The 14,584-nt window shown below is 40.0% G+C and carries 13 protein-coding genes and 1 riboswitch; all 13 genes read left to right on the top strand.

The genetic code is table 11. The features are described 5' to 3' along the window. Positions 1–79: 79 nt before the first annotated feature. The 13 genes from TE34_RS07915 (at position 80) to TE34_RS07855 (ending at position 14,284) form a co-directional block, all read left to right on the top strand. Positions 80–583, top strand: coding sequence for a restriction endonuclease (locus TE34_RS07915; RefSeq protein WP_053075005.1), 504 nt, complete (start codon positions 80–82; stop codon positions 581–583). Between the two features lie 278 nt (positions 584–861). After that, a riboswitch (purine riboswitch) is annotated at positions 862–965 on the top strand. Between the two features lie 148 nt (positions 966–1,113). Then, entirely contained in the window at positions 1,114–1,947 is an 834-nt protein-coding gene (locus TE34_RS07910; protein ID WP_047984283.1) for an ABC transporter permease, read from the top strand. Further along, entirely contained in the window at positions 1,940–2,719 is a 780-nt protein-coding gene (locus TE34_RS07905; protein ID WP_047984282.1) for an ABC transporter permease, read from the top strand. Before TE34_RS07910 ends, TE34_RS07905 begins: the two co-directional genes overlap by 8 nt. Positions 2,720–2,734: 15 nt before the next feature. After that, positions 2,735–3,775, top strand: coding sequence for an ABC transporter ATP-binding protein (locus TE34_RS07900; protein ID WP_047984281.1), 1,041 nt, complete (start codon positions 2,735–2,737; stop codon positions 3,773–3,775). A 118-nt stretch (positions 3,776–3,893) separates the two neighbouring features. Next, positions 3,894–4,937, top strand: a complete 1,044-nt coding sequence (locus TE34_RS07895) for an ABC transporter substrate-binding protein (protein WP_047984280.1) — start codon at positions 3,894–3,896, stop codon at positions 4,935–4,937. A gap of 68 nt (positions 4,938–5,005) precedes the next feature. Then, on the top strand, positions 5,006–6,715 hold the full coding sequence (locus TE34_RS07890) for an adenine deaminase C-terminal domain-containing protein (protein WP_047984279.1): 1,710 nt from the start codon (positions 5,006–5,008) through the stop codon (positions 6,713–6,715). Then, positions 6,712–8,022 carry an amidohydrolase gene (locus TE34_RS07885; protein WP_047984278.1) on the top strand — a complete coding sequence of 437 codons (1,311 nt, stop codon included), beginning with the start codon at positions 6,712–6,714 and terminating at the stop codon, positions 8,020–8,022. Before TE34_RS07890 ends, TE34_RS07885 begins: the two co-directional genes overlap by 4 nt. Positions 8,023–8,308: 286 nt before the next feature. Further along, positions 8,309–9,901 (top strand): ABC transporter substrate-binding protein, encoded by a 1,593-nt coding sequence (locus tag TE34_RS07880; RefSeq protein ID WP_047984277.1) that lies wholly within the window; start codon positions 8,309–8,311, stop codon positions 9,899–9,901. Between the two features lie 86 nt (positions 9,902–9,987). Beyond that, complete coding sequence (locus TE34_RS07875) at positions 9,988–10,932, top strand: ABC transporter permease (protein WP_047984276.1); 945 nt, start codon at positions 9,988–9,990, stop codon at positions 10,930–10,932. A gap of 25 nt (positions 10,933–10,957) precedes the next feature. After that, positions 10,958–11,815, top strand: a complete 858-nt coding sequence (locus tag TE34_RS07870; RefSeq protein WP_053075004.1) for an ABC transporter permease — start codon at positions 10,958–10,960, stop codon at positions 11,813–11,815. Between the two features lie 20 nt (positions 11,816–11,835). Further along, positions 11,836–12,861, top strand: coding sequence for an ABC transporter ATP-binding protein (locus tag TE34_RS07865; protein WP_047984274.1), 1,026 nt, complete (start codon positions 11,836–11,838; stop codon positions 12,859–12,861). Further along, entirely contained in the window at positions 12,854–13,840 is a 987-nt protein-coding gene (locus TE34_RS07860; RefSeq protein ID WP_047984273.1) for an ABC transporter ATP-binding protein, read from the top strand. The genes TE34_RS07865 and TE34_RS07860 overlap by 8 nt, the downstream gene beginning before the upstream one ends. Before the next feature lie 24 nt (positions 13,841–13,864). Then, a complete protein-coding gene (locus TE34_RS07855) occupies positions 13,865–14,284 on the top strand; it encodes a hypothetical protein (protein WP_047984272.1) in 420 nt (139 codons plus the stop codon). The last annotated feature ends 300 nt before the right edge of the window (positions 14,285–14,584 follow it).

Genomic DNA, 14,584 nt, shown 5'->3' with positions numbered 1-14,584 from the left:
TCAAGTGATAGCTAACAATCCTTAGACAATACTAATCTAGTTAATAGAGAGAGGAGGATAGCCAATTAGGCAGTATTGGATGACTCAAATAAATGATCGTAGAGAATTATTAAAATACATATTTAGGGAAAAGGATGTAGTCTTAAGTGTTATAAAAGATAGTATTGCCAATTTAGATCCATGGGAAATGCAAAAATTAGTAGCAGGACTACTCACTGCAATGGGTTTTCAAACAGAAGAAACGGGCAAGGGGCCCGATGGTGGAGTAGATGTATTAGCATACAATGATATCATGGGAAGGGAAAACCCAATGATAAAGGTACAAGTAAAGCATTGGAAAAAGAAGGTATCTTCTAGGGAAGTCCAGCAATTAATAGGTGCCCATCCAATGGAGGCTAGGAGTCTATTTGTCTCGACTAGTGGCTTTTCAGATAACGCCTTACGTGTTGCTAAGCAAGCCTCTGTACGGGATATCGACCTAGATAAACTTGTAAGGCTGGTTTTGGAGCGGTATGAGGAGATGCCAGTTGAGGTAAAGGCGTTAATTCCTTTAAGGAGGATGTATGTGCCGGAGTTGACTTGAGAAGATTGATATTAGCAGATCCGCACTTAAGAATTAGCTTAGAAATATGGGAAGGTACTCACTTCAAATGGAGCCTTTAACGGTTTCTAGTGATACTTATTCCTTATTATGGAAAAACATAGCGTGTTTTTGAGTGACAATAATCAAGATTAAAACCGTTTAAATAAGGAACAAGAAACCTGTAACCTCTCCTCGAGTAAAATCCGAACAATAAAGTTTTTTTAAAAACAAATGTTAATATTCTATTGCGATATGAATGAAAATCTGATATATTAGCAAAGTAAATTTAATAGGTTACTCGTATATGCTTAGTAATATGGTCTAAGCGTCTCTACCTGGTTCCCATTGTAAGAACCGGACTACGAGTTAAAGTATAGAGGTGTCCGGTATCCGTGCGCCTAATTATTTGATGTGGTATGACTTTTAGCAACCACATCGTTACTTTGACTCTTTGGTCTAGAAAAGGTAGATTAGCTTCTACTTTTTCTAGACCTTTTTTTTCGAGTACGACATCTTAAGGAGGACACCATATGAAAAATAAAGCCCCGTATATTTTGTTAACTCCAGGGTTGATTCTATTAATCGTTTTTATGCTTCTTCCTTTGGTTACGATTATATGGCCAACGTTCTATGATGGGAAGTTAACGTTTGGTTCGTATCTATCTTTTTTCCAAAATCAATATAATGTAAGTGTTTTTTGGCGGACGCTAAGTATATCTCTTATTGTAACGATGATATGTATTCTACTAGGAGTTCCAACCGCCTATTATATCGCAAGAACCTCCAAGAAATGGCGTGGGCTATTGATGGCGATGACACTATTCCCATTGCTCACCAATTCAGTGATTCGTAGTTTTGCTTGGATTAATATTCTTGGTACGAAGGGTGTGATCAATGATTTACTCATGAATGTAGGGGTTATCTCAGAACCTATTAAAATGCTTTATACCGATTTTGCAATTATTGTTGGTTCTGTTTACTTATTCCTGCCTCTTATGATTATCACACTAGTTGGAGTAATTGAAAACATTGATCTCGAAATGATGGAAGCAGCTGAAACATTAGGGGCAAACCGATTTATTGCCTTTCTGAAGGTCATCTTGCCGCTGAGTGTACCAGGGATTATCGTTGGTAGTGTTCTTGTTTTCTCCGGAACCTTGTCGGCCTATACAACACCGCAATTACTTGGAGGAAATCAAAAGATGATGCTGTCTACCTTCCTGTATCAAAATGCTATGACTCTCGGAAACTGGCAAAGCGCTGGAGTGATTGCGGTGATTATGATTGTGACGACGATTATTGTGATGAAACTATTTAATATGGTAGCCGCAAAATTAGATAAGCGAGGTGGAGAACATGCGTAAACACCGTGGACTTTCCATTATTGCAATGCTTGTCTTCGCATTTTTATTTATTCCATTGTTCATCATTGTGGTGACATCTTTCGGTGAAAATCCAACCATTCAGTTTCCAATCCAAGGATTTACGTTTGATTGGTATGTGAATGTGTTTGAAACCAATTCCTTAATCGAGAGCTTTTACTTGAGTATCCAAATTTCGTTGCTTGCAACAATCTTAGCTTTACTTGTCGGTATTCCGGCTGCCTATGCGCTGGCACGCTATTCGGTGAAAGGGCGCAACATCATGAAAAGTTTCTTTTTATCACCAGCGATGATTCCAGGGGTTGTCATTGGATATGCTCTTTTCCAATTTATCGTTATCCAGCTGCAACTGCCGATTTTCCAAGGATTATTACTTGGGCATTTCTTAATTAGTCTTCCTTATATTATTCGTGTGGTTGGTTCTAGCTTGGATCAATTGGATTTTTCTATTGAAGAAGTAGCTTGGACATTGGGGAGTACAAGACTTAGAGCTTTTGTAAGAGTCGTCTTACCGAATATCCAAGCAGGTATTTTTGCTTCCTTTATGTTGGCTTTCATCAATTCCTTTAACAATATTCCAGTCTCCCAGTTTTTATCTGGACCAGGAGTAACGGCATTGCCAACATCATTAATGAATTATATCGAATACAACTATGATCCGACGGTATCCGCACTGTCTGTATTATTAATGGTTGGAACCGTGGTACTCATGTTTATTATTGAAAAAACACTCGGCTTGGCAAAAATATCTTAAATGAGGAGGACAACCATGACATACGTCGATTTGAAAGATATACGAGTCAGTTATGACGGGAAAAATAATATATTAAAAGATCTGAATTTATCCATTGAAAAAGGTGAACTAGTTTCCTTACTAGGACCATCTGGTTGTGGGAAAACAACGACATTGCGTGTGATTGCTGGATTAATCGAACCAAACGATGGCGCTTTTGTCGTGGACAACAAGAATTTAACGCGCGTTCCGGTTCATAAACGTAACTTCGGAATGGTGTTCCAAAGCTATGCCTTGTTTCCACATTTAACGGTAAAAGAGAATATTGGCTTTGGTTTGAAATTACGTAAAGAAGATAAGACAACGATGAATCAGAAAATCCAAGATATATTAGATGTTACTGGACTAGGAGAATTAGGGGATCGCTATCCAAAGCAATTATCTGGTGGTCAACGACAACGAGTAGCACTGGCCCGCGCACTAGTCATTGAACCAAAACTATTGCTGCTTGATGAACCACTTAGTAACTTAGATGCAAAACTTCGGGTTCAAATGCGGATTGAAATTAAACGAATCCAGCAAAAGTTGGGGATTACTTCTGTTTTTGTCACCCATGACCAGGAGGAATGTTTCTCTATTTCTGATCGAGTAGCTGTTATGAATAATGGGGTCATAGAGCAATTTGACAAACCAGAGGAAATTTACAATCGTCCGAAAACAGAGTTTGTCGCAAGATTTATTGGCTTTGAAAACTTTATTAACCTAACCAAGCAAGGGGAACAAACATACACCACGTCAGAAGGTCACGTACTAAAAACAGGCCACCGTTGGGAAGATGGGAAACAAGTAGCGACCATCCGACCAGATGATATCGTTATATTACCAAACGGAGCAGAACAGCGCACGAATGTGATCCCAGGAAAAGTTGTCGTTCGTACGTTTCTAGGGAAAAGCTATCAATATGAAGTAGACACAACAGTTGGGAAAATATTAGTAAATGGCTCGAAAGAAACGGCGTATCCTTCAGGAGAAGAATTATTGCTTTATTTCCCAGAAGAGAAGTTAATTTTAGTTTAAAAATTCAAGCAAGATAGGAAAGCATAACACAGTCCTATTGACACGCTTAGAATAAAGGCAATTGCCAGGTTTTACTACAACGTATGAAAATAACATTAACGAAAAAGGAGCACTTACTATGAAAAAAACTATCATTGGATTAGCACTAGCAACAACATTGGCATTAACAGCATGTGGAACAGGTGATACGTCAGAAGATAAGAAACAACTAGTTATCTCTACTTTTGGCCTAAGTGAAGACATTGTGCAAGAAGATGTGTTTGCCCCATTTGAAGAGGAACATAATGTTGAGATTGTTGTGGAAGCGGGGGGCGGATCGGAGCGATTCACGAAATTCAAAAATAATCCGAACTCCACTGTAGATATTATCGAACTATCTCAATCCCTAGCTTCAGAAGGAAATGCATTAGACTTATTTGAGAAAGTGGATGCGGAAAAAGTACCGAATATGGAAATGTTAGTTCCTGCTGCAAAGGAACTTTCTGCAAATGGGGATGGACCAGCATACACGCTTAACAGTATTGGTATTATTTATAACGAAGAAGCGGCTGGTATGAAAATTGATGAGTGGGCTGATCTATGGGATCCTGCATTGAAAGGAAAAGTATCGATCCCTGATATCGCAACAACATTTGGTCCTGCGATGGTTTATATGGCAAGTGACTATAAAGGTGTAAATATTGAGGATGATAATGGACAAGCAGCGTTTGAAGCATTAAAGGAGCTAACTCCAAATATTGTGAAGACTTATAGCAAGTCTTCTGACCTAGCAAACACGTTCCAATCTGGTGAAATTGCTGTTGCGGTAATTGGAGATTTTGCCATTCCAGTTATATCCGAAGCAAACCCAGAAGTACAATATGTGGTACCTGAATCTGGCACGTATGCAAACTTCAATACGATGAATATTAATAAAAATTCAGAGAACAAAGAATTAGCATATAAATTCCTAAACTGGAGAATTAGTCAAGAACTACAAGAAACAACTGCTGTTTCTCTTAATGAAGCACCAACTAACCAAGAAGTAGTATTAACGGATGAGGTAGCGAAAAATAAAACATATGGTGACGTTGCCCAAAAAGCAAAAGCACTGAACTTCACATTTGTTAACACGCATATGGAACAATGGATCAAGGATTGGAATCAAATTATAAACCAATAATGGTAAATAGTGAAAAAAGAGGTTGTCATAGACTTCCTCTTTTTTCAATGAAAGAGAGGAGTACTAGGATGAATGTAGATCTTTTAATTCGCCAGGCAAACGTTTTTAATACGTTTTTAAAGCAATTTGAAGTAAAAGATATTGGAATTGTCGATGGGAAATTCTTTTTTGCAAACACCATGGATTGGTCTACAGTAAACATCAAAGAAAGTATGGATGGAAGTGGGAAGTATATCATTCCAGGATTGATTGATATTCATATGCATATCGAAAGTTCCATGGTTCCTCCATCTATTTTTTCTAAAGCAGCACTTACCCATGGGGTAACGACTGTTGTCGCAGACGCCCATGAAATTGTTAATGTATTTGGCTTAGAAGGAATGAAGGAATTTTTTAAGGAAGATACGGAGATGGATATATTCTATGCCATCCCTTCCTCGGTGCCATCGACCACGACAGAACTAGAAACAACAGGTGGTGTGATTGGACTTGATGAGGTTCGTGCTTTATTAGAACACCCTAGGGTGATCGCACTTGGAGAGGCAATGAATTTTAAGGGGATTGTGCATGAGCCAGATTCTTTAATTCGAAACATTCTACGAGAAACGCAAATTAAGCGGCCATTCCTGCCAATCGAAGGCCATGTTCCGGACGTAACAGGGGAAGACTTGGCTCGATTTTTATTTGCTGGAATTACTGCCGACCATACCCAGCAAACACCGGCATCGATCTATGAGAAAATTTCGAATGGTATTTTTGTTGAATTACAGAAAAAATCGATAACCAAAGAAAATATCGATGTCATTAATGACCATCAATTGTATGAATACACCGCAATTATTACCGATGATATCATGGCAGATGATTTAATCGAAGGGCATTTGAATGCCAATGTCAAACTAGCTATAGCATGTGGGCTGCCAGTGGAACAAGCTATTTACATGGCAACCTATACACCGGCAAGAAGGATGGGTTTTCAGGATAGAGGAGCGATTGTATCAGGCTTTCAGGCCGATTTTATCATGCTGGATGAATTAGAAGCATTTACGATTGATTCCGTCTATAAGGCTGGTAAAAAGGTTCACCAAAAAGGGGAACCGATTGGTTATCCAGAACAGAAACCGAGTTTTCCTTCACACTTCTATCAATCCGTACAAGGCAAAGCCTGGAAACGAGAGGATTTACAGATTGCTGTTTCAGGAGAAAAAGCAATTTGTAATGTCATCCAAAAAAGTGATGTAGGGACATTTACGAAATGGGTCCAGCGGGAAGTAGCTGTAAAGGATGGCTATCTTGATTGGGAAGCAAGTGGTTTGAGCCTATTAGTTGTAATGGAGCGCTATGGAAAAAATGGGAATCAAGCATTTGCTCTCGTGGAGAATGGACTGAAGGATAAAGGGGCCATCGGTACGACATGGGCACATGATCACCATAACTTGATGGTCATGGGGACTTCTGCAGAAGATATGATTGTCGCACAACAAGAACTTCTACGGGAACATGGTGGATATGTCGTTGTACAGGATCAACGAATAATAGCAAATTGTGCCTTACCAATCGGTGGTATTTTAAGTGATGCTCCTATTCAGGAGCTTGGAAGAGATTTACAGACAGTTCGTCAAGCAATGGTAGACTTAGGTTATGTGAACACCAATGAAATCATGTCCTTTTCCACATTATCCTTACCTGTTTCCCCAGCAATCAAAATAACAGATAGAGGGATGCTAGATGTTCGAACACACGAAATCATTCCTTTCATTGAGAAGGTGATCCAATGAGAACGCTCATTAAAGATGCTTACGTGCTAACGATGAATAAGAAGATGGATGTATTTGAAAATGGTTTTGTCTGTTTTGAGGATGATCAAATTATAGCTGTTGGACCGATGGCAGAATTACCTCATTCCTATGACAGGGTCATTGATGGGAAGGGAACTATTGTGATTCCTGGTATGGTGAATTGCCACACCCATGTTGGAATGATTCCATTTCGTTCTTTAGGGGATGATTACCGGGACCGATTGCGTCGGTTTCTTTTTCCATTAGAAAAGGAATGTATGACAAGGGAATTAGCGTACGCTAGTGCCAAATATGCGATTGCGGAGATGCAATTAGCAGGGATTACAACATTTATGGATATGTACTATTTTGAGGATACAATTGCAAAAGCAACCGAAGAAATGGGAGCGCGCGCCATCTTAGGTGAAACGGTGATCGATTTTCCTGCTTGTGATACGACAGAGGCACATGGTGGACTAGATTATGCGAAAAGCTATATTCCCAATTGGTTGGGGCACGAACGGATTACACCAGCTATTGCACCACATGCACCTAATACGAATTCGAAGGAAGCACTGATGGAAGCAGGCCGGATCGCTACGGAATTTGATGTCCCTATGACCATGCATGTCAGCGAAATGGATTATGAAATGGACTATTTTCAAGAAACGTATAGCATGACACCGGTTAGCTTTTTAGAAAGTATCGGATTGTTAAATGAACGATTTGTGTTAGCGCATGGGATCCACCTATCCGATTCGGACATCGATATATTACGTAAGTACGAGGTGAAAATAGCCCACTGTATTGGAGCAAATACAAAATCGGCAAAAGGTGTTGCACGAGTAAAGGATCTGCTAGAAAAAGGCGTAACGGTTGGCCTTGGAACAGACGGACCAAGTAGTGGGAATACATTGGATTTGTTCACACAAATGAAGCTATTTGCTAATTTTCATAAAACAGAACTAAAAGACCGTGCGGCATTCCCAGCACAGGATATTGTAAAACTAGCTACCATTGGAGGGGCAAGTGTTCTTGGTTTAGAAGATAAAATTGGATCGTTAGAAACAGGTAAAAAGGCAGATGTTGTCTTAATTGAAACGGAATCCGTGAATATGTTTCCAATTTTTGACCCGTATGCTGTTCTAGTTTATTCAGCCAATGCGAGCAATGTAAGAGATGTATTTGTTGATGGCAAAGCGATTGTTAGGAATAAGCAATTGACCCAGATGAACCTCTCAGACATACGGCAAGAATTAGCAAGTGAGATGAGAGAGTTTACTAATAGGGCAAAGGAATATAGATAGAGGATTAGGTTAATTCCATACAAAATGATAAGAAGAGAGGCAAGGGAGGATTCCTTGTCTTTTTTTGTCCCTTACAAACTAAATGCGAAAATATAAACAGCCAAAATAAAAATTTACAATACAAAACCAACACCTCAGTAAAACCTAGTTGACAGGTAGGATTAATATGAATTACTATAACATTATTGGTCTTTTAAACTCTCATTTATTCGAGAGTTTTCTTTTGAAGAAATCTATAAAAATAGTGTCCTACTATTTCAAATACTAACAACTAGGAGAGATTGAGATGCGTTTAAAACATGCTTTACCTCTATTAACAATACTTATTTTGTCACTTATCTTGGCTGCTTGTGGGAATGACAGCCCGAGTGGTGAGACAGAAGATAATGCAGTTGGAGAAAAACAATCTGGCGGAACTATTGATGTTGCGTTTAACAGTGAGCCAGATACATTAGATCTGATGTCCAATGCTTCCAGCCCGACAAGAGACATTGCGTGGCATATTTTTGAAACTTTAGTGGCTCTTGATAAAGATTTTGCTGTTCAACCGATGATCGCAGAGGATTATAACATTTCTGATGATCAAAAGGTTTACACCATCACGATTAGAGAAGGTGTGAATTTCCATGATGGTACAACAGTTGCATCAGAGGACGTAGCAGCTTCCTTGGAAAGATGGCAGTTAGTATCTTCTGTTGGTAAAACAGCAAGCAATTTTATCGAAGAAGTAAAGACATTAGATGAATTAACGATAGAAATTACATTAAATCAAGTCTATAACGGCTTCCTTGACGATATGGCTGCACCGAAGACAGGGTTAGTTATTATTCCAAAGGAAATTGCTGAAGAAGCAGGGGAAAAGCCTTTAATTCCAGAACAGCTAATTGGTACGGGTCCTTATCAATTTGAAAACTGGGAACGCGGTAAGGAAATTGTTCTGAAGAAGTTTGATGATTATTCTCAGCGTGAAGAAACAGATTGGGGCGGTCTTACAGGTAAGAAGGAAGCAACCCTTGATCAAATTAATTTCTTAATTGTGAAGGATCCACAAGTGAAATTGAATGGTATTAAAACCGATTTATATGATTATGCGCAATCCATTCCGACAGATTTATATGAAGTGGTTGAAACCACACCAAATACTAGTCCTGTTTCCTATATCAATGGTTATACCATGATGATACCGGATAAATCAGAGGCACCATTTGATGAATTGAAAGTTCGCCAAGCATTCCAATATGCGCTAGATAAAGAGGAAATTGCACAATCTACGTATGGGAATGAAGAATTCTATAATATGGATGGAGCACTATTTGATCCATCCCAAACAGAATTATATAGTGCGGAAGGAACCGATGCTTATTTAGTGCATGACCAGGAAAAGGCAAAAGAACTTCTAGCAGAATCGGATTATAATGGTGAGCCGATTACCATTATGTATTCTAACAATAATGAAGGATATAAACGTATTTCCCAAATGGCTGAGCAACAACTGGAAGCGGTAGGATTTACCGTCGAACTAGAGCCATATGAGTGGGCAACATATTTAGAGAAATGGCAAGACCCTAGTAGTTGGGACATCGTTACGATCGGGTATTCTACTAGATTTTCACCGAATGAGTTAGGATTCCTTGTTCAGGATAAGAATAGCAGTGGTTGGTATAGCAGTGATCGCTGGACAAAATTAATGAACCAATGGGCATTAGCTGCGTCTTCTGAAGAAAGACAAGAAATTCTAGCAGAAATGAACCAAACTGTGTCTGATGAAATTCCTTTCTTGAAAATAGCAAATGAAACAACATTAGACGTCATGAGTGATGACATCCAAGAATATGATGCTTGGATTGGTCCACGATTCTGGAATACGTGGAAGAAATAATAACCATAGAGGGAGTCATGTCAGTTTTTCTATGACACGGACTCCCTAGTTCTATTTCGTAGAGGAACATAAAGGAGGGAATAAGGGTGTTACATTATACGTTACGAAGACTTGTCGCTATCATTCCTGTTTTATTTATCGTTAGTATCATTGTATTTATGATTATCCACCTAACGCCAGGTAATCCTGCTTTCCTTATCTTAGGGGAGGATAGTTCTCCTGAGGCGGTGGAACAATTGGAACAGCAACTAGGACTGGATAAGCCTAAAGTTGTTCAATATGTGGACTGGGTAGGGAATATCGTGACAGGGGACTTAGGTGCGTCCATCTATTCGGAACAGCCCGTATCGGAAATTATTGGCGAACGAATTGGCGCGACATTTAGTTTAATGGTGGTAGCCATGTTAATCACCCTACTTATTGCGATACCAACGGCCATTTTTATTGTGTGGAAACGCAATACCGTGATGGATCCGTTGTTTTTATCAGGTTCCTTGCTAGGGACCTCTATTCCTGAGTTTTGGTTAGCGTTACTGTTAGTGCTTGGCCTCGGTGTTGCGATACCGATTTTCCCAGTAGCTGGTTATGTACCGATTTCTGAGGGAATAGGCGATTGGTTGCATCATTTGCTTTTACCGGGGTTAGTGTTGGCCTTTGTAGAAATTGGGTTAATTGCTCGGATGCTTCGGGATAGCATGCTGGAATCACTGAATCAAGATTATACGAAAACAGCTCGAGGAAAAGGTGTGAAAGAAAGTACGGTGCTCGTAAGGCATGTGTTAGCCAATGCGCTCATACCAACGACAACCGTTATCGGTCTGACTGTTGCTGGGCTACTTGGGGGAACGGTTATTGCGGAAACAATCTTTACCATCCCTGGTATTGGTCAGTTATTAATTGATTCGATTCATCGTAGGGATTATCCAGTGATACAAGGTGTCGTTTTATTCATTGCTTGTGTATACGTTCTTGTTAATTTAATTGTCGACCTATTGTACGCCTTTTTAGATCCAAGAATTCGCTATGATTGACCTATTCAAACAAGGAGGTGCCCGCATGTTAAGCAGGAAACGAAATCTTATTCCGTTCGTCTTTTTAATTTTATTATTTGTCGCAACGATCACCGCTGAATGGTGGCTTCCGGTATCTCCAAGCGTCATGGACTCCGGTCTACGGTTAATGGCGCCATCATCGGAGAATTGGTTTGGAACAGACCATTTTGGTAGGGATCTCTTTGGGCAAACGATTGTCGCTGCAAGGGTTTCTTTATTAGTTGGTTTTACAGTTGCCCTACTGTCCACGGTATTAGGAACGATAACGGGTCTACTCGCGGGATACTACAAACGATTAGATTCGATTATTATGCGTATTATTGATGGTATGCTTGCCTTTCCTTCGTTACTATTGGCGCTGGCTCTTGTAGCGGCTTTAGGTGGCAGTGTAACCAATATTATTATCGCGTTAACGTTCTCGTTTTGGCCTGTTATTACACGGGTCGTACGTTCGAGTGTTCTTCAAGTGAAAACAATTCAATATGTGGAAGCTGCCAAAACGTCGGGAGTGAAGGATCCGGTGATTTTAGCCAGATATATTCTTCCTAATATATTATCTCCTATTATTGTGCAAGGGACGTTTATTTTTGCACGATCGATACTAGCAGAAGCGGCACTTAGTTTCTTAGGTGTTGGCGTGGAGCCATCAATCCCAACATGGGGAAATATGTTACAGGAATCCCAGATTTATATTACATTAGCACCATGGTTTTCGATTTTTCCTGGTATTTTTATCGTGATGACCGTCTTGGCATTGAATCTGTTAGGTGATGGGCTTCGAGATGCCTTTGACCCGTATGCCAAAGGAAAGAAGAAAGCTAGAAAACGACTGTTCAAGCAGAAGAAGCAATATGCATCATGAGTAATGGGGAGGGATAAAAGGTGCTAGAGATAAATAATTTAAAAGCGTATATAGATACACCGGATGGGATCGTAAAGGCCGTTGATGGGGTGTCCTTTTCCATTAAAGCTGGTGAAACCATTGGTATCGTAGGGGAATCGGGAAGTGGTAAAAGTGTGCTTGCTCATTCGTTGATGCAGTTGAACCCGAAGCCTCCAGTCTTCTACCCGCAAGGAGAAATTCTGTTTGAGGGAAAGAATTTGCTTCAATTAAAGGAAAAAGAACTTCGGAAAATACGCGGTAATGAGATTGCCATGGTTTACCAGGATCCGATGTCTAGTTTAAACCCGGTACTTAAAATTGGCGATCAGTTGATGGAAGCGATATTGACTCACAACCCGATGACAAAAAGTGAAGCGAGACAGCGAGCGATTGAACTGTTAACCGATGTCGGTATTCCAGATCCGAAGAAAAGGTTGAACGCCTATCCGCATCAGTTTTCAGGTGGGATGCGCCAGCGTGTCTTAATAGCTATTGCCCTTGCATGCAATCCGAAAGTTCTAATTGCAGATGAACCGACGACCGCACTTGATGTTACGATCCAAGCGCAAATTTTGGAACTAATGAAACGGATTCAAGAAAAGTATGGGACGGCTATTATTATCATTTCGCATGATTTGGGTGTCATTGCGCAAATGGCAGAGAAAGTTCTTGTGATGTATTCTGGTAGAATCGTAGAGAAGGGGAATGTGGAAGAGATTTTCTATCAAACTGCTATGCCATATACATGGTCATTGCTCCGTTCCCTGCCGCGCATCGATTCGGAAGCGCATGAACGTCTGCTTAGTATCGAGGGACAGCCCCCTAATTTAATGAATCCGCCAAGTGGGTGTAATTTTCATCCGCGCTGCCCGTTCGCAACGGAACAATGTAAATTGGTTGATCCGGAGTTAACGGAAAGATCCGCAGACCACGCTGCTGCTTGTATTCTATCGGAAGCGGAATTTGAAGAAGCGAAGAAGCGTATTGAAACAAAAGATCAGGAAAGGGGGCAAGGACATGACTGAACCGTTATTGGAAGTTCGGGATTTGCATATGCACTTTCCGATGAAACAAGGCGTCTTGCAGCGGAAGACAAACGATGTAAAAGCAGTAAATGGCGTTAGTTTTACGTTAAATAAAGGGGAAACATTGGGTATTGTTGGTGAATCCGGATGTGGAAAAAGTACCCTTGCCCGTACGCTCGTTAGCTTATTAAAACCAACCTCTGGCGATATTTTATTCGAAGGGGAAAGTATTTTAAACTATAATTCAAAGGAATTGCATGCTTTAAGACGAAATATCCAAATGGTCTACCAGGACCCCTATACAAGCCTTAATCCTAGGATGAAAGCCGGAGACATTATTGCGGCGCCATTAAAAGCGTATAATCTAACTACGAATCTTAAAAAACGTGTGCTTGAATTAATGGATTTAGTAGGGTTAAAAGCAGATGACTATAACAAATTGCCGCATCAATTTTCTGGTGGACAGCGCCAACGGATTGGAATTGCCCGCGCCCTGGCGCTTAACCCTAAATTATTGATATTAGATGAACCAGTGAGTGCATTAGATGTTTCTGTTCAGGCGCAGGTCATTAATTTGTTGGAAGATTTGCAGGAAGAGTTAGGTTTAACCTATCTATTTATTGCGCACGATTTATCGGTGATTAGACATATTTCGGATAAAGTAGGTGTCATGTATTTGGGTAAGATGATGGAGATGTCCGACAGCGAATCCTTGTATAAGGATGCCCGTCATCCATATACGAATGCATTACTGTCGGCTATCCCTCTTCCACATCCTGGTAAGGAGAAAAAGCGGGAGCGTATTGTGTTAGAAGGAGAGCTTCCATCACCAGCCAATCCTCCAAGCGGCTGTGTCTTTCACACGAGATGTCCATTTGCTACCGAGTTTTGTAAAGGAAATGTACCTGCATTTGACTTGGATGAAAAGAATTCATCTGGTCACTATGTGTCTTGCTTTTACCCGATTGAAAACAAATAAGGAGCATTAGGGAGGAGAAACGGTATGGAGTTGCAAAAGATTTCTTTAATGGATGCCTATATGTTAGAAACGTTAAGAAGTAAAGGTGTACCGAATCAAGAATTGCTAGAAGCAAAGGACAGTAATGCTTGGAGTGAGTTACATCCGTCGTTTGATTTTAATGACTTGCTAGGCTTAAGGGAGAAAGATCCAGCTGCCTTTCAAATGATTGTGGAAGATGGCTATCAAGTGAAATTTATCACGTTTAATGGCTTAAAAAATCTAGTGAAATTAAAATATGGTAAAGTCGATGAGGTTGATTATCAAACAACGGGTAGAGGTATTCGAGGATTACTGCTTCATAGGGAAGAACGCAAGCAATTAAGGAGCCTTCTTTCTAGAAATTGGACCGTGCAAGAGGAAGAAGTTGATGGCGAGACGGTTCTTCATATTGAATTGGTTTAAATGGAGGGAGATTTTCTCTCCTTTTTTTGTACCAAACTACATTTTCATCCAATTTTGGTTTAGAAAAGAATAATGAGCACTGGCCAAACTACATTTTCATCCAAATTCGGTTTAGAAAAGAATAATGAGCACTGGCCAAACTACATTTTCATCCAAATTTGGTTTAGAAAAGAATAATGAGCACGGGCCAAACTACATTTTTATCCAAATTTGGTTTGAAAAAGAATAATGAGCATGCGCCAAACTACATTTTCATCCAAATTTGGTTTAGAAAAGAATAATGAGCACGGGCCAAACTAC

Origin of the sequence: Ornithinibacillus californiensis (assembly GCF_001038485.1) — a bacterium.
GTDB classification, from domain to species: Bacteria; Bacillota; Bacilli; order Bacillales; family Amphibacillaceae; genus Ornithinibacillus; species Ornithinibacillus californiensis.
Note: the sequence above shows the minus strand (reverse complement) of the source record. Positions and strands in the feature narration are given on the sequence as shown.